Genomic DNA, 16,779 nt, shown 5'->3' with positions numbered 1-16,779 from the left:
CGTCTCGCTGGGCGTCATGTCAGCCATATTGCTCCTCCACGGCGGCCGAGACGATCGTGGTGACCGCCTTGAACGTGCGAATGCCCTCATACATCGTCCCGCTCGTGTACGCGACACGGCGTTCCCCACTGCGCCCCACTCCGGGAACGACCGTGGCGGCCGCGGAGAGATGCTCGGCGTCGAACTCCAACTCGACGGTGAACGGGCCGCCGTCGACCGGTTCGTACCGTACGGCCAGTGCCGTCGCCGCCTTGGCCGCCGCCCGGATGTCGGCGGCGGTACGGGCGGGGGTGCGGCAGACCGCGGCGTACCGCGAGACATGGTCCTTCACCGCGACCTTGCGGGCGCCGGGCGCGTAGCCGTCGGCGTCCCGGCAGGTCAGGTCGTCGCCGGTGACGAGGACCACGGGGACGCCGTACTCGGCGACGACAGCGGCGTTGAGCAGTCCCTCGCTCGCTCGCGCGCCGTTGAGCCAGACGCCGGTGATGGAGTTGGCGAGATAGGTGTGCGCGAGGACGCCCTCGGTGCCCGCGCCCGTGTGGTAGCCGACGAAGGCGATCGCGTCGACGTCGCCGTGCTGGACGCCCTCGACCATGCTCAGCGGCTTGTGACGCCCGGTGAGCATCTGGGCTCGTTCGTCCAGCTCCTCAAGGAGCAGATTGCGCATGGTCCAGTGCGCCTCGTTGATCAACACCTCGTCGGCGCCGCCGTCCAGGAAACCGAGGACGGCGGCGTTCACATCCGAGGTGAACAGGGTGCGGCAGCGCTCCCACTGCGGCGTCCCCGGCAGGACGTCGGCCGGCCAGGTCACACCGGTGGCGCCCTCCATGTCGGCGCTGATGAGGATCTTCACCGGACTTGCCCTCTTCCCAGGTCGGGAGCGTTGAGACAACCGTCTCGCAGCAATTGTCGCAGCGGCGAGTGTAGACCGCCTCGGTGGCGTCGGCGTGGCCGCACCCGGGGCCGTTACCTGGGAAGGAAGGAGGGACGACGCCACTTGCCGGACAGTGCCTGGAGCCCGGTCGGCGACCGCCCGCCCTCACGCACGGCGGTCGCGTCGCCCTTCGAGCAGTCGGACGGCGGCGGTCGCGGCTCGCCGGGCCGCCGCCGGGGCGGTCTTGAAGCCCGCTCCCGACCAGCCGGCCGCCACCACGGTGTGCGGCAGGCCGGGGAGCGCGCCCAGCGCCGGCAGCCCGCCATCGACGAACAGGTCCGTGCCGCTCGATCCCGTGAGCAGGCCCGCCTCGGCGAGGAAGGGCAGCCGTGGGGCGAGCCCGTCCCGTATCCACCGCACCTGCTGGTCGTCGGGGATCGTCGCGGGGGCGGCGGGCGCGTTCCACGGGTCCACCAGCGGAAAGCCGGCCAGCAGGGCGTCGCCAACGTCCGGGCGGGCCCAGCCGCAGGGCCGCCCGGCTGCGCGCCGGCCTCTTCGCGCCCGAGGCCGACGCCGTCAAGGACCACCATCTGGCCAACTACCTCGCCGCGTTCGAGAAGAGCCTCGCCAACGCCGGTTGACGGCGGGGCGGTTCCGCCGGACGGCGTCGGGCCGGGACGCACGGCGGCAGTGCTTCGGGTACGGACCCCGTTGCCCGGGCCGGCGAAGTCCCCTCAGACGGCGGCCAGGACGAACCATCTGGCCGGCAGGTCGATCCGGGTGCCGTCGGCCAGATACTCCGTCTGAGGGAGCGTGGTGTCCCCGCTGTCGATGATCCGCAGGCCCGCCTCGCCCAGCAGCCTCGGCACCTCGTCGTCGGCGGCCCCGGCCGGCTTCAGGCCGTATTCGAAGACCCGCCGCAGCTTCGCGGGCGGCCCGCCGGGGGCTTCGGCGGCCCGCTGGAACAGCGTCTTCGAGCCGGAGGTCAGCTCCACGACGAACGCCCGGCCGTGCATCCCCAGCAGCGCGGCCACCGCTCCGGCGACGGCGGGCCGGTCCTGCGGTTCGCTCTGGTGGATGACGGCGCGCATATAGACGTGGGTGTCACCGATCCGCGCCGCCAGTGCCCGGACCGCTTCCTGGTCGACGAGACTGAGCTGTTCGAACTCGGCCACTTTCTCGGTGTCGGCGCGCCTGGCGTGCTCTATCGCCGCGTGCGAGAGGTCCACGCCGACCGCGCGGGGGAAGCGGGTGGCGAGATAGCGGGTCTGGGTGCCGTTGCCGCAGCCGAGGTCGACCACGGGCAGTGCCGGGTCGGCGTGCGGCAGGAGGATCTCGCAGTGCGGTACGGCGGTGAGGGAGGGGTCGGAGTCCCAGATCGCCTCGCCCGGCGCGTCGGAGGTGTCGCGCCAGTAGCTTTCCCACGAGTCCCGGTACCGCTCCGACACGCTCATCCGCGTCCTCCTCAATTCACGCCCACGAGGGACGAACTGACGACGCGTCAGTTCCGCGTCACGCGTGCACCCCTTCCCGCCAGAGCCTGTTCGAACCACACCGTCTTACCGTGCGCCGTACTGCTGCTCCCCCAACCGCGGGCCAGCCGGCTCACGACCCGCAGTCCCCGCCCGGCTTCGTCGTCGGCGGTCGCGCCCAGCAGGCTCGCCGGGGCCGGTTCGTCGTCGGTGACCTCGCAGAGCAGCGCGTCGTTACGGACCAGCCGCAGCCCGACGTGGTGGATGCGGGCGTGCCGTACGGCGTTGGTGACCAGTTCGCTGACCATCAGCTCCGCGTTCTCCACGGCCTGCGGCAGATTCCAGTCGTAGAGCTTGCCGCGCACCAGGCGCCGGGCCCGCGCGACCTCGCGCGGGTCGAGGGCGAGCTGCCACTCGGCGACGTCGTCCTCCGGGATGCCGTTCAGCCGGGCCATCAGCAGGGCCACGTCGTCCTTGCGTCCGCCGTGGGTGTTGAGCGCGCGGATGATGGTGTCGCAGGCGTGGTCCATGGAGGCAGCGGGATGCGCGGCCGACTCGCAGAGCGCCGCGAGGCCCGCGCCGATGTCCTGGCCGCGTACCTCGACCAGGCCATCCGTGCAGAGCACCAGCCGATCGCCGGGAGCGACCCGTACCGTCGCGGTCTCGAACGGCACTCCGCCGACACCGATCGGGGCGCCGGTCGGCAGATCGAGCAGTTCGCTGCGGCCGTCGGCGGCGCGGACCACGACGGGCGGGATATGTCCGGCGTTGGCGATCTGAAGCTCCGAGCGGATGGGGTCGTACACCGCGTAGAGGCAGGTCGCCAGATAGTTCTCACCCAGGCGCTGCGCCAAGTCGTCCAGATTGCGCAGGAGTTGGGCGGGCGGCATCTCCATGGTCGCCATCGTCTGCACGGCGGTACGCAACTGGCCCATCATCGCGGCCGAGTTGAGGCCGTGGCCCATGACGTCGCCCACGACGAGCGCGGTGCGCGAGCCGGGCAGTTTGACGGAGTCGAACCAGTCGCCGCCGATCCGGCCGAGGCGGGCGCCGGGCAGATAGCGGGTGGCGATGTCGCAGCCCGCCATGCGCGCGGCGACCTGCGGCAGCATGCTGTCCTGGAGGGTGTCGGCGACGTTCTCCTGATACGTGTACATCCGGGCGTTGTCGAGCACGAGACCGGCCCTGGCGGCCAGTTCGGCGCCGGTGGTGCGGTCCATGTCGTCGAAGGGCTCGCGCCCCTGACGCCGCATCAGCACCATGAAGCCGAGCACCACGTCGCGCGCCTTGAGCGGCACGAGCAGCATGGAGCGGTTGTTGATGAGCGGGCGCAGGTCGCGCTTCTCGAACTGCGCGGAGATCCGGTCACCGTCCTCCTCGCTGAGCCGCGGGATGAGGACGGGTTCGCCGGTGACCATGCACTGGAAGAACGGGGTGTGTTCGGGGAAGGCGATGGCCTCGCCGACCGGCACGGTGTCGTCCCAGCGGCCCGGTTCGTCGTTGTGCTCGACCCAGACCCGGTGCCAGATGGTGGTCACGTCGGGCCGGCCGGTGGGGAAGCCCTCGCCGGCCAGGACGGCGGCGCGCAGATGGGTGCCCGCGAAGTCGGTGAAGCGGGGCACGGCGGCGCTGGTGACCTCGCGGATGGTGCGTGCCAGGTCGAGGGAGGAACCGATCAGACCGCTGACCTCGTTCAGGAACTCCAGACGCTCGCGGACCGCCGCGTATTCGAGGTCGAGTTCGGGGGCGGGCGAGGGGGCGCCGTCCGGGTGGTGATCGGCATGGTGGTGTACGAGGTCGGAGCCCGGGCCTTCGGGCTCCTTCGTGCCGTACGCGCGGCCCGGTCGTCCGGGCGCCCGGCGCGGCACGCCCCAGTCGGGAGTGACGGGCACCCGGTCGTGGTGGCTGAACTCCAGCACCGGGTAGCCGAGTTCGAGAACCTGGGCGACGATGCGCTCCGCGTCGGCGACGCTCATGTTCGGCAGGATGTGCGGGAGTTGGCCGGCCAGCGACTCGGCGTCCGGGAATTCGGTGTGCAGCGAGAAGCTCGGCGCAATCCGCTCGCTGTCGGCGCCGGCGTCCATGCGGAACTGGGCGACGTCCGCGGCGAGTACGAGATGGCGGCCGGGGCCCGGACCGGCCAGCGGATAGGCCCACCACAGCACGTCGAGCCGGGGGCGCCCCTCGTCGGAGAGCCTCGCCCGCCCGGCGGTGGGGTAGGAGCTGCGCCCGTGCAGCTCCGGACCCAGCTCGTCGTACCCGTCGTACCCCTCGTCGTACGCGTCGTCGACGCCGTTGACCCGCCCGGTCCGGTCCTCGGTGAGTGCCCCGGAGACCGGCATCAGATCACCGGCCGGCTGCCCGACCGCGTCTTCCTTGGAATGGCCGAAAAGCCGCCGTGCGCCACTCGACCAGTGCGACACGAGGCCGTCGGCGTCCACGACGACCACGGCAAGCGGAATCCGGCCGGTCACGGCGCGCTGCCGCCGTGACCGGAGCGGCGGAGTGCCACTGTCCATGGGTGGAAGGCTCCTTCCCCGCCGCCGGGATCTGCGGCTGTGCACCCACGGTACGGCTCCGAACACGCAATGCGCCGGGCAATGAACTATTAGGTTGTGCGCCCGCGTACGCCCCAAAGTTGACTGAAATTCAGTCAACAGGACCGCTCAGTCCTCGTGCCCCAGCTGGAGGTCTCTTTCGGTGCGCCCCCCGCCCGCCATCCGCAGGACCGTGGCCACCGGCGGATACCCCGCGGCGATGACCGTGTACTCGCCCGACGACAGATCGACGAAGCGGAATGTGCCGTCCGCGCCCGTCGTGAGCGTGTCGACGACATTTCCCGCCGCGTCGAGCAGGGTGACACGCGCGTCCTCGACCGGACGGCCGCCCCCTGCCCGTACGGTGCCGCGCAGCACCGCGCCGCCGGCCAGTTCGATGTCCTGTCGGGTCTCGCGCGAGGCCTGGACGCTGACGAGGAGCGCGGCGGGCCGGAAGGCGGGCGCGCTGGCCGCGAGGGTGTACTCCCCCGCCACCAACTCCGAGATGACGTAGCTGCCTTCGCGCCCGCTGCGGGTGGAGGCGACGACGTCGCCCCGTACGTCGGTGAGGGTGACGGCGGCGTCGCGCACGGGTGTGCCGTCGGCGGTCAGTACGGCGCCGGCGAGGCGTCCGGCGCCGCCGAGGACCACGTCCAGCTCGACGGGGCGCTCGCCCACGGTGACGGTGACGGCCTGCGGCTGGTGTCCGCCGGCCGCGGCGATCATCACGTACGAACCGGCCCCCGGCACGCTCAGCGCGTACCGCCCGTCCTCGCCGCTGGCCCCGCGCCCGATCTGGGTGCCCTGTACGTCGATGAGGGTGAGGGCGGCGCGCGGGACGGTGGTGCCGTCGTGGTGCTGGACGGTGCCGCAGACGGGGACGCCCGGGGTGTACGCGGACGACGCGGCGGCGCCGTTCGCGGAACCGGAGCCGGAAGCGGAAGCGGAAGTCGAGTGCGAGGTCGACACCGTGGAAGGCGAGGTGGCGCCGCGGGCGGCCGGGACGGCGGTGGACTCGGCGGCGGAGGCGTTGTGGGACACCAGCGGTTTCTCCTTGAGGAAGAAGGCGATGAACAGGCCGAGCAGGAGCACCGGCACGAGGTAGAGGAAGATCCGCGGCATCGCGTCCGCGTACGCCTGGATGTAGCTGTCCCGCAGGGCCGGCGGCATCGCGTGCACCATCTGCGGCGTGATGGATTCGGCGCTCGGCAGCCCGGCCCCGGCCGGGATGCGGTCGGCGAGGGCGTCGGTCAGCCGGTCGGCGAAGAGGGTCCCGAAGATGGCGGCGCCGACGCTGCCGCCGATCTGCCGGAAGTAGGTGTTGGCGCTGGTGGCGGTGCCGAGGTCGGAGGGCTGGACGGAGTTCTGGACGGCGAGGATCAGCACGGGCATGACCAGGCCGACGCCGACGCCGAGCACGGCCTGCCAGACGCTGTATTCGAGCCGGGAGGTGTCGGTCTCCAGCTGGGACAGCAGCCACATGCCGACGGCGGAGATCGCGGCGCCGAGGATGGGGTAGATCCGGTAGCGGCCCGTACGGCTGATGAGCTGGCCGGAGATGACGGAGGCGACGACGATGCCGCCCATCATCGGGATCATCAGCAGTCCGGACTCGGTGGCCGAAGCCCCGTCGACCATCTGGAGGAAGGTCGGCAGATAGCTGGCGGCGCCGAAGAGAGCGACCCCGATGACCGCGCCGACCAGACCGGTGACGTTGAAGATCGAGTCGCGGAACAGCCGCAGCGGGATGATCGGTTCGGCCGCGAAGCGTTCGACGACCACGAACAGGACCGCCGTCACGACGGCGCCGGCGGCGAGGCCGAGGATGACGCGCGAGCCCCACTCGTACTCCGTACCACCCCAACTGGTCAGCAGGACCAGGCAGGTTGACGCGGCGGCGAGCAGTACGGCGCCCATGATGTCGAGGCGGGCCTTGCTGCGGTGCTTGGGGAGCTTCAGCACGGCGGTGACGACGGCGAGCGTGAGGAGGCCGAAGGGGACGTTGAAGTAGAAGCACCAGCGCCAGGAGACATGGTCGGTGAAGAAGCCGCCGAGCAGCGGTCCGGCGACGGAGGCGAGGCCGAACGCGCCGCCGATGAGGCCCATGTAGCGCCCGCGTTCACGGGGCGGCACGATGTCGGCGATGATCGCCTGCACACCGATCATGAGTCCGCCGGCGCCCACGCCCTGGAGGGCGCGGAAGGCGATGAGTTCGTTCATCGTGCGGGACCAGCCGGCCAGGGCGGATCCGACGACGAAGACGACGATGGCGAACTGGAAGACGCCCTTGCGGCCGAAGAGGTCGCCGAGCTTGCCGTAGATCGGCAGGCCGATGGTGGAGGTCAGCAGATACGCGGTGATCGCCCAGGACATCCGGTCGAGGCCCTGAAGCTCACCGACGATCTTCGGCAGGGCGGTGGCGACGATCATCTGCTCCAGCGCGGCGAGCAGCAGCGCGAGCATCAGTCCGACGAAGACCAGGCGCACCCGGCGCGGGGAGAGTTCACCGCCCGGGGCGGCGGCGCCGGAGGCGGGTGGGGGCGGGTTGATCGTGGCCGGAGCGGGCACGGTGGCCTGCCCGTCGTCCTTCACCAGCGTGATCCCACCCACGAATTGCTCCCCTTCGTCGCGTCTGCGCGGCGTAATTCTTCACATTGCACGCAGAGCGGGAGCAAGTTGGGCGCTTGGCGGAGACGAGTGCGGCGCACGGAGGCACGGGGTTGTGAGGGTTGGTCAGGGGGCGCCCATCAGGGGCTTTCCCGTGACGTGTGGTGCGCGGGCGCACGTCACGCGTCACGGGGAAACCACCCGAATCGGTGACCCCGGGGAGGTCGGGAGTGGACGCCGGGTCCGCCCTGGGATCAAGGGACTTGACGGTCCAGGGGCGCCCCGGACGCGAGGGCCCGAGACCGGGACGCCCGCAGCTTCAGGACGGCCCCGGCCGACTCACGACAGGCCCGGACGGCTCAGGACGCCTCGGGGGCCTTCTCCGTCTCGGTCGCGAGCTTCGCGAGCAGTTCGTCGTAGATACGGGCGAGCCCCTTGGGCGCGAACGTCCTCTCGAAGAAGCCGCCGATGCCGCCCGCGCCGTCCCAGACGGTGGTCACGACGGCCTTGGAACGGCCCTCTCCCGCCGGGGTGACCACCCAGGTGGTGACCATCGAGGAGTTGCGGTCCTTCTCCACGAGCTGCCCGTCCGTGGGCTCGGTGACTTCGAGCAGGCAGTCGCGGACGCGCTTGCTGGTCGCCTGGAGCTTCCAGTGGACGAGCGTGCCCTCGCCGTCGCCGCCCTCGCGGACCTCGTATTCGCTGAAGTGCGCGGGCAGCACCTTCGGGCGGGTGTCCTGGTAGTCCGCCAGCGCGTCGAACACCGTCTCCGGGTCCGCCGCGATGATCCGCTCCGTCGTGGCTTCGACCTGCGCCATGGCTTCCTCCAGCATTCGGTTCTCCGGGCGGCCAGCCAACCATCTCCACGAGGCGCGCCCAAATCCGGGGTTGCATCGATCATGGGAACAAGTGTTCTATTCTGTGGTCAGTACAACTGAGGAGGCGCACATGCGCTGGGACAATCTGGCCGAGAACCCCACGTCGGCCCGCGACGCCGCGCTCTTCGGTACGGACGTGGTGACCACCAGGACCTTCGACACCCCCGAATTCCGGGGCATCACCTTCCACGAGATCCGCGCCCGTTCGATCGTGAACCGGGTGCCGGGGGCGTCCCGGATGCCCTTCGAGTGGACGGTCAATCCGTACCGGGGTTGCTCACACGCGTGCGTGTACTGCTTCGCACGCAAGACGCACAGCTATCTGGACCTCGACACCGGCATCGGCTTCGACTCGCAGATCGTTGTCAAGATCAACGCGCCGGAACTGCTGCGGCGCCACCTCGCGTCGCGCCGCTGGCAGGGCGCGCACATCGCGATGGGTACGAACGTCGACTGCTACCAGCGGGCGGAGGGCCGCTACCGGCTGATGCCGGGCATCATCTCGGCGCTGCGCGACCGCGCGAACCCCTTCTCCATCCTGACGAAGGGCACGCTGATCCTGCGCGACCTCGAACTGCTGAGGCAGGCCGCCCAGGTCACGGAGGTGGGCGTGTCCGTCTCCGTCGGCTTCACCGACCAGGAGCTGTGGCGCACGGTGGAGCCGGGCACGCCCTCGCCGGAACGCCGCCTGGACGCGGTCCGCACACTGACGGACAGCGGCATAGCCTGCGGGGTCCTGATGGCCCCCGTCATACCCTTCCTCGGCGACAGCGCTGACCAACTGCGGGCCACGGTGCGGGCGATAGCCGCGTCCGGGGCGACGTCGGTGACCCCGCTCGTGCTGCACCTGCGGCCGGGCGCGCGGGAGTGGTTCATGCAGTGGCTGCGGGAGCACCACGCGTATCTGGTGCCGCGGTACGAGCGGCTGTACGCGGAGGGCGCGTACGCGCCGAAGTGGTACCAGCGCCGCATCACGCGCCAGGTCCACGAACTGGCGGACGAGTTCGGCATCGGCCCGGCGGGGCGGGCGGGCCGGCGGCGCGTCCTGGTCGCGGAGACACCGGAGACGACGGAGGTGCCGGACGCTCCGGACGTGGCGCCGGAGCCGGGTCCCACACAGTTGACGCTGTTGTAGCGCCGGGTGCGATCATCCGGACATGACAGTGATCGAGGTCGTACGGGGCGACATCACACGCCAGGACACGGAAGCCATCGTCAATGCCGCGAACGAGTCGCTGCGGGGCGGGGGCGGCGTGGACGGCGCGATCCACTGGGCGGCGGGGCCCCGCCTGGCCGAGGCGGGCGCGGCTATCGCGCCGTGCGCCCGCGGCGACGCGAAGGCGACGCCCGGCTTCGACCTCCCTCCGCCGATCCGCCATGTGATCCACACGGTGGGCCCGACCTGGAAGGGCGGCGACCGGGGCGAGCCGGACGTCCTGGCCTCCTGCTACCGCCGCTGCCTGGAGGTGGCGGACGAACTGGGCGCCAGGAGCGTCGCGTTCCCTGCGATCTCGACGGGCATCTTCGGCTTCCCACCGGCCCGGGCGGCCCGGATCGCGGTCGACACGCTGAGGTCGACGCCGACGTCCGTGGACCGGGTCAGGCTGATGGCGTTCGACGACCAGTCGTTCCGCCTGCTGACGTCGGCGCTCGCCTCGGAGTAGAGCTTTTCGGCCCGTCCGGCGTTTGAGGACGAACCGGCCACCGGACGGACCCGATGACACCAACTCGGCCCGGCTCCCGGCCGGGTGGTACGCCGCCGGCGTTCACCCCCTCTCGGCCGCGTGGTACGCCGCCGGCGTTCACCCGCCCCCGGATACCGGGCGGCAGGCCCAGAGCATCCACCCTCCCGGCGGCTGCCGACCCGCACGCCCCGCCGGCGAAAAGCCCTCGTCGCGCGGTGGGCACGTCCGCGAGGATGGCGGCATGACTCGACTCACTCATGTGCGCTCCCCCGCCGGCGTCGCCCCCGGCAACGGCTACAGCCACGTCGTATGGGGCACCGGTCGGTTCGTCGCCGTGTCCGGGCAGTGTGCCTTCGGCGTCGACGGGGAGGTCGTCGGTGAGGGGGACGCCGGGGCGCAGGCGCGGCAGGTGTTCGAGAATCTGCGGCTCTGTCTCGCCGAGGCGGGCGCGTCCTTCGAGGATGTCGTGAAGCTGACGTACTTCGTGACCGATGTCGCGCACCTCCCCGCCGTGCGTGCCGCGCGCGACGAGGTGATCGACACAGCGCGGCCCCCGGCCAGCTCCGCCGTCCAGGTGGCCGCGCTGTTCCGGCCCGAACTGCTCGTCGAGATCGAGGCGTTCGCGATCGTCGGCGAGGGCGCCTGAGGCATGGGCCTTCTCGTCCGGACGATGACCGTCGAGGACTGCGACGCCGTCGCCGCCGTGCGGATCGGCGGCTGGCGATGGGCGTACGCCGGGATGATGCCAGGGGCGTACCTCGACGCGATGAGCGTCGAGGAGAACGCGGCCCGCCTACGCGACCGGCTCACCGGCGCCGAAAGCACCGAGAGCACCGAGAGCACCAAAGGGACCGAAAGTACCCAAGGCACCGAAGCCGGCGCCGGCACCCACCGCACCGCCGTGAACCTCGTCGCCGAGCGCGACGGCACGGTGGTCGGCTGGGCCTGCGTCGGACCCCGCCGGAACCAGGACGTGCCCGACACCACGGGTGAGCTGTACGCCCTTTACGTACGGCCGGAGCACATCTCCACCGGCGTCGGCCGCGCGCTGACGGAGGCGTTCGTCGAACGCGCCACGACGGACGGTTTCTCTCGGCTGGTGCTCTGGGTGCTGAAGGAGAACGCCCGCGCCAGGCGCTTCTACGAAAAGGCCGGATTCACACCCGACGGCGCCCAGGAATCCTTGGACGTCGGCGGGGTCCGCGTGCCCGAGGTGCGCTACGTCCGCACCCTCACGCCAGCCGGCTGAGCGCCTCCGACGCCGCGCCGGAGAGCCGGGGGTGCGCGCGGGCCGCCCGGAGCAGGGTCAGCGCGCGTCTGTCCCCCAGCCGTCCCAGGCCCTCGACGCACGCGAGCGCCACCCGCCAGTGCGTCTCGTCCGGCGCCAGCAGGCGCTCCAGGGTGGCGATCAGCGCCGGTACGGACTCCGGCGCCCGCAGCCGGGCGAGCAGCCGTACCGCGTGGAGCGCGTACGCGGTGCGCAGCACGTTCGTGGCGAGCGCGGCGGCGGCGCGCGGCGTACGCGGGTCGGCCAGCCGAACCAGCGCGTGCGAGGCCGACACGCAGCGCTCGGGATCCCGGTGGTTCAGGAGCAGCACCAGCGCCTCGAACGCGCGCCGGTCACCCGCGCAGCCGAGCCGGAAGGCGGCGATCTCCCTTGCCCACAGGGGGTGTTGGGGGGCGACGAGGACATCGGCCAGTTCCTCGTGGTCCTCGGTGGCGATCAGTCGCCGGTACGTGGCCGAGTCACCGGACTCGTCCCGTACCCGGTCGGCCAGTGCACGCAAGTCCTCGTCGGCGACGGCCCGTTCGGCACGGGCGGTGACCGACGCGCGGGGTCCGGTCACCCCCACCGCCTCGGCCGCCGCCGACGCCGCACCCGACGTATCCGCAGGTCCTGCCTGCCGTTCCAGCTCGCTCATGCCCGGCAGAGTATCCGCGCTGTGTGTCCGCGAGGGCGCTCTCCGTGACCGGCCGGGCCGGGAACGGCCGGTTTCCGCCGGTGACGTACCGCACATCTCCCCAGGGCTGGCGCGCTCATTACCCACCGGTTAATCTCAAGTGAGCGGGAAACCCCCGCGGCTCCCGGTGGCCTGGTGACGCAGCCACCGTGAGTGTCCGTCGGTTCGGCAACACGTGGTTCGGCAACACGCGGTGCGACAACACCGCACGGCGCGACTCCGGGACAGGGTCCGCCAGTTCTCCCTTCTCCACGCCATCGACGCACGCGCGGCCAGCGGTACTCGGCCGCCGCGCTCCTGTCCCCTCTTCAGTCGTCACTCACCCCTGGAGTCCCGTGATGGACATCCCTCTCTCCACCATCGCCGTCGTCGGCCTCGGCACGATGGGCACCGGTATCGCCGAGGTGCTCGCCCACGCCGGCCGCGAGGTCATCGGCATCGACATCGACGAGATCGCCACCGCCCAGTCGGTCGCCGCGCTCGAAGCGTCCACCGCGCGCGCCGTGGAGCGCGGGCGGATCACCGAGGAGGAGCGGCGCGGCATGCTCGCCCGGTTCCGCCCCTTCACCGATCTCCAGGCCGCCGCGGACGCCGATCTCGTCATCGAGGTCGTCCCGGAGTCGTACGAGATCAAGCAGCAGGTCTTCCGCGCGCTGGACGCGATCGTCGGTCCCACCACCATCCTGGCCACCGGCACGAACGCCCTGTCGGTGACCCGGCTCGCCGCCGATTCCTCGCACCCCGAGCGCGTGCTCGGCATGCACTTCTTCAACCCCGCCCCCGCGATGAAGCTGGTCGAGGTCGTGTCGTCGGTGCTGACCGCGCCGGCGGCCGTCACCGCCGTCACCGCGCTGGCGCGCGAGCTGGGCAAGGAGCCCGTCGCCGTGGGCGACCGGCCCGGCTTCGTCGCCGACGGGCTGCTCTTCGGCTATCTCAACCAGGCCGCCGCGATGTATGAGGCCAAGTACGCGACGCGTGAGGACATCGACGCCGCGATGCGTCTCGGCTGCGGTCTGCCGATGGGCCCGCTGGCGCTGCTCGACCTGATCGGCGTCGACACCGCCCGTACGGTCCTGGAGGCCATGTACGCCGCGTCGCGTGACCGGCTGCACGCCCCGGCGCCGGTCCTCAGGCAGCTCAGCGAGGCCGGGCTGACCGGCCGCAAGTCGGGGCGCGGCTTCTACACCTACGAGGCGCCGGGCAGCGGCACGGTGGTGCGCGACGCGCTGACCCCGCTGGACGACAGGCGCGGCACGCGCGGCGACCGGCCCGCCGTCCGCTCGGTCGGTGTCGCCGGCTCGGGAACGATGGCGAGCGGTATCGCCGAGGTCTTCGCCAAGGCGGGTTACGTCGTGGTGCTCGCCGCCCGCAGCCGGCAGAAGGCGGAGGCGGCCAAGGCGCGCGTGGCCAAGTCCCTGGGCCGTTCCGTCGACAAGGGACGGCTGACCGGTGACGCGCGCGACGACGCCCTGGCGCGGATCACGCCGGCCGCCTCGCTCGACGCGTTCGACGACGTGGATCTCGCGGTCGAGGCGGTGGCCGAGGACCTGGAGGTCAAGCGGCAGCTGTTCGCGACGCTCGACAAGGTCTGCAAGCCGGGCGCGGTGCTGGCCACCACGACGTCGTCGTTGCCGGTGGTCGCCTGCGCCCGCGCCACCACGCGCCCGCAGGACGTCATCGGCATGCACTTCTTCAACCCGGCTCCGGCCATGAAGCTGGTGGAGGTGGTCCGTACCGTCCTCACGTCGGACGAGGTCCACGCGACGGTCCGCGAGGTCTGCGCGACGCTCCGCAAGCATCCGGTGGACTGCGGCGACCGGGCCGGTTTCATCGTGAACGCGCTGCTGTTCCCGTATCTGAACAACGCGGTCAAGATGGTGCAGGAGCACTACGCGACGCTGGACGACATCGACGCGGCGATGAAGCTGGGCGGCGGCTATCCGATGGGGCCGTTCGAGCTGCTGGACGTGGTCGGACTGGACGTCTCGCTGGCCATCGAGCGGGTCCTGCACCGCGAGTTCCGCGACCCGGGGCTGGCACCGGCGCCGCTGCTGGAACACCTGGTGGCGGCGGGCTGCCTGGGCCGAAAGACGGGGCGCGGCTTCCGTGAATACGCGGCCCGGGGCTAGGGCCCCGGAGCCGCCCCCACAGGCGCGCTCTCCTGCACGGATGCAGTACGTTCGGGACATGGCTCAGCCCGCTGACTCCGCCCGACGGCCCGCCCGTACGAACCCGACGACCGACGCGCCGGAGAGCGCCGCCGGCGGCCGCGCGGCGGCCCAGCGGCTCAAGATGCGCCGGGAACTGTCGGCGGCGGCCATGGAGTTGTTCTCGACCAAGGGGTACGAGGCGACGACCGTCGACGAGATCGCCGCGGCGGCGGGCGTCGCGCGGCGGACGTTCTTCCGGCACTTCCGCTCCAAGGAAGAGGCGATCTTCCCCGACCACGACGACACCCTCGTCCGCGCGGAGGCCGTCCTGAACGCGGCGCCCGCGCACGAGCACCCGCTCGACACCGTGTGCCGGGGCATCAAGGAAGTCATGCGGATGTACGCGGCTTCACCGACCCTGTCCGTGGCGCGCTACCAGCTCACCCGTGAGGTGCCCACGCTGCGCGAGGCGGAGATCGCCTCGGTGGCCCGCTACGAACGCCTTTTCACCCGCTATCTCCTGGGCCACTTCGACGAGCACGACCACCCCGACGGCAACGACGACCCGCTGCTCGCCGAGGTGGCCGCGTCCGCCGTGGTCACGGCGCACAACCATGTGCTGCGGCGGTGGCTGCGCGCCGACGGCCAGGGTGACGTGGAGACACAGCTCGACCATGCCTTCGCGATCGTCCGCGACACGTTCGGCTCGGGCATCGGCGCGGGCCGGACCATGGGCGGCGGCCCCCGGCCGGCGGCCACGGTGAGCACCAGCGGCGAGGTCCTGGTGGCGGTCGCCCGTACCGACGCGCCGCTGGACGAGGTCATGCGCACGATCAAGCAGGCACTCAAGGACGCGTGACACGCCTCAGCTGAGACACCCCGCCACCAAACGGCCACTTAAGGTGACATTTCACCTCACAGAGTGGACCGATGGTGCTCATGCGTGCCTCACGGATGACAACTGAGACAAATTCTTGGCACGCAGTGCCTTGTCGTATGACACGGCGTGCCATACGTTGTGGGTGTCCGGGCGGCCGGCGCACCGAGACCTCTCGTGTGCCGACTGTCCCCGCAAGCCACCCGGCCTGCGTGCCCGGACGCCTGCGTCACAGGCACTCCGCACGCCCACCCGGCGTCGCCACGCACCACCACGCGTCGAACCACCCGCCGAACCGACGGCACACCTCCATCGCACCACGCGCACAGCGCGGCCCCTCGTCCCATCCCTCAGGGACCTGTTCAGCGTTCCCGCAACACGCTTCGCCGGAGGCCACACCGTGAAGGACATCCTGGACGCCATCCAGTCGCCGGACAGCACGTCCGCCGACTTCGCCGCACTTCCCCTGCCCGAGTCGTACCGCGCGGTGACCGTGCACAAGGACGAGACCGAGATGTTCGCCGGTCTCGACTCCCACGAGAAGGACCCGCGCAAGTCACTCCACCTCGACGACGTGCCGGTGCCCGAACTCGGCCCCGGCGAGGCCCTGGTGGCGGTCATGGCCAGCTCGGTCAATTACAACTCCGTCTGGACCTCGATCTTCGAGCCGATGTCGACCTTCGGCTTCCTGGAGCGCTACGGCAAGCTCAGCGAGCTGTCGAGGCGTCACGACCTGCCGTACCACGTCATCGGCTCCGACCTGGCCGGGGTCGTCCTGCGGACCGGACCCGGTGTCAACACCTGGCACCCCGGCGACGAGGTCGTCGCGCACTGTCTCTCCGTCGAGTTGGAGAGTTCGGACGGGCACAACGACACGATGCTCGACCCCGAGCAGCGCATCTGGGGCTTCGAGACCAACTTCGGCGGCCTGGCCGAGATCGCACTCGTCAAGTCCAACCAGCTGATGCCCAAGGCCGCGCACCTGAGCTGGGAGGAGGCCGCCGCCCCCGGCCTGGTCAACTCCACCGCGTACCGCCAGCTGGTGTCGCGCAACGGCGCCGGGATGAAGCAGGGCGACAACGTGCTGATCTGGGGGGCGAGCGGCGGACTCGGCTCGTACGCCACCCAGTTCGCGCTCGCCGGCGGCGCCAACCCGGTCTGTGTGGTCTCCAGTGACCACAAGGCGGAGATCTGCCGGCGCATGGGGGCCGAGGCGATCATCGACCGCACCGCCGACGACTACCGGTTCTGGCGGGACGAGCACCACCAGGACCCGCGCGAGTGGAAGCGGTTCGGCAAGCGCATCCGGGAGCTGACCGGCGGCGAGGACGTCGACATCGTCTTCGAGCACCCGGGCCGGGAGACCTTCGGCGCCAGTGTGTATGTCACCCGCAAGGGCGGCACGATCGTCACGTGCGCGTCGACGTCCGGCTACACCCACGAGTACGACAACCGCTATCTGTGGATGTCGTTGAAGCGGATCATCGGCTCGCACTTCGCCAACTACCGCGAGGCGTGGGAGGCCAACCGGCTCGTCGGCAAGGGCAGGATCCACCCCACGCTGTCGAAGGTCTATCCCCTGGAGGAGACCGGCCAGGCCGCGTACGACGTGCACAGCAACCGGCACCAGGGGAAGGTCGGCGTGCTCGCGCTGGCGCCCCGCGAGGGCCTGGGCGTCAGCGACCCGGAGACCCGCGCGCTGCACATCGACGCCATCAACCGCTTCCGGGACGTGTGA

At 71.3% G+C, this 16,779-nt stretch carries 13 protein-coding genes and 1 pseudogene; 7 read left to right on the top strand and 7 right to left on the bottom strand.

The window, feature by feature from the left end:
* Positions 1–19: 19 nt before the first annotated feature.
* The 6 genes and pseudogenes from P3L51_RS05975 to P3L51_RS05950 all read right to left on the bottom strand — a co-directional run bounded on the left by P3L51_RS05975 (position 20) and on the right by P3L51_RS05950 (position 8,308).
* On the bottom strand, positions 20–853 hold the full coding sequence (locus P3L51_RS05975; RefSeq protein ID WP_354603990.1) for a M55 family metallopeptidase: 834 nt from the start codon (positions 851–853) through the stop codon (positions 20–22).
* A gap of 186 nt (positions 854–1,039) precedes the next feature.
* Positions 1,040–1,378 (bottom strand): annotated as a pseudogene (locus P3L51_RS05970) (FAD-dependent oxidoreductase); the annotation flags it as partial.
* 230 nt (positions 1,379–1,608) lie between these two features.
* Positions 1,609–2,328: a class I SAM-dependent methyltransferase gene (locus P3L51_RS05965; RefSeq protein ID WP_354603989.1), complete on the bottom strand. Its 720-nt coding sequence runs from the start codon at positions 2,326–2,328 to the stop codon at positions 1,609–1,611.
* Positions 2,329–2,375: 47 nt separating this feature from the next.
* Positions 2,376–4,865, bottom strand: a complete 2,490-nt coding sequence (locus P3L51_RS05960; RefSeq protein WP_354603988.1) for an ATP-binding SpoIIE family protein phosphatase — start codon at positions 4,863–4,865, stop codon at positions 2,376–2,378.
* Positions 4,866–5,012: 147 nt separating this feature from the next.
* The gene (locus P3L51_RS05955; RefSeq protein WP_435594384.1) at positions 5,013–7,493 is read right to left on the bottom strand and encodes an MFS transporter; all 2,481 of its coding nucleotides are present in this window, start codon (positions 7,491–7,493) and stop codon (positions 5,013–5,015) included.
* Positions 7,494–7,849: 356 nt separating this feature from the next.
* A complete protein-coding gene (locus tag P3L51_RS05950) occupies positions 7,850–8,308 on the bottom strand; it encodes an SRPBCC family protein (protein WP_354604022.1) in 459 nt (152 codons plus the stop codon).
* Positions 8,309–8,438: 130 nt separating this feature from the next.
* Between P3L51_RS05950 and P3L51_RS05945 the strand changes: the two genes are divergently transcribed.
* From P3L51_RS05945 to P3L51_RS05930, 4 genes are all read left to right on the top strand, one after another.
* Entirely contained in the window at positions 8,439–9,503 is a 1,065-nt protein-coding gene (locus P3L51_RS05945; RefSeq protein WP_354603987.1) for an Rv2578c family radical SAM protein, read from the top strand.
* 22 nt (positions 9,504–9,525) lie between these two features.
* Complete coding sequence (locus P3L51_RS05940) at positions 9,526–10,032, top strand: O-acetyl-ADP-ribose deacetylase (RefSeq protein WP_354603986.1); 507 nt, start codon at positions 9,526–9,528, stop codon at positions 10,030–10,032.
* Between the two features lie 262 nt (positions 10,033–10,294).
* Entirely contained in the window at positions 10,295–10,699 is a 405-nt protein-coding gene (locus P3L51_RS05935; protein WP_354603985.1) for a RidA family protein, read from the top strand.
* A 3-nt stretch (positions 10,700–10,702) separates the two neighbouring features.
* Positions 10,703–11,302 carry a GNAT family N-acetyltransferase gene (locus P3L51_RS05930; RefSeq protein ID WP_354603984.1) on the top strand — a complete coding sequence of 200 codons (600 nt, stop codon included), beginning with the start codon at positions 10,703–10,705 and terminating at the stop codon, positions 11,300–11,302.
* Here the strand turns inward: P3L51_RS05930 and P3L51_RS05925 are convergent.
* Complete coding sequence (locus tag P3L51_RS05925; protein ID WP_354603983.1) at positions 11,286–11,975, bottom strand: HEAT repeat domain-containing protein; 690 nt, start codon at positions 11,973–11,975, stop codon at positions 11,286–11,288. The genes P3L51_RS05930 and P3L51_RS05925 overlap by 17 nt on opposite strands.
* 377 nt (positions 11,976–12,352) lie before the next feature.
* Here P3L51_RS05925 and P3L51_RS05920 point away from each other — a divergent pair, with 377 nt between their 5' ends.
* The 3 genes from P3L51_RS05920 to ccrA all read left to right on the top strand — a co-directional run bounded on the left by P3L51_RS05920 (position 12,353) and on the right by ccrA (position 16,779).
* A complete protein-coding gene (locus P3L51_RS05920) occupies positions 12,353–14,143 on the top strand; it encodes a 3-hydroxyacyl-CoA dehydrogenase family protein (RefSeq protein WP_354603982.1) in 1,791 nt (596 codons plus the stop codon).
* Between the two features lie 40 nt (positions 14,144–14,183).
* A complete protein-coding gene (locus P3L51_RS05915; RefSeq protein WP_354603981.1) occupies positions 14,184–15,023 on the top strand; it encodes a TetR family transcriptional regulator in 840 nt (279 codons plus the stop codon).
* Positions 15,024–15,441: 418 nt separating this feature from the next.
* The gene (gene ccrA, locus P3L51_RS05910; protein WP_354603980.1) at positions 15,442–16,779 is read left to right on the top strand and encodes a crotonyl-CoA carboxylase/reductase; all 1,338 of its coding nucleotides are present in this window, start codon (positions 15,442–15,444) and stop codon (positions 16,777–16,779) included.

The sequence above is a fragment of the Streptomyces panacea genome (genome assembly GCF_040560175.1).
Classification (GTDB): Bacteria; Actinomycetota; Actinomycetes; order Streptomycetales; family Streptomycetaceae; genus Streptomyces; species Streptomyces panacea.
Note: the sequence above shows the minus strand (reverse complement) of the source record. Positions and strands in the feature narration are given on the sequence as shown.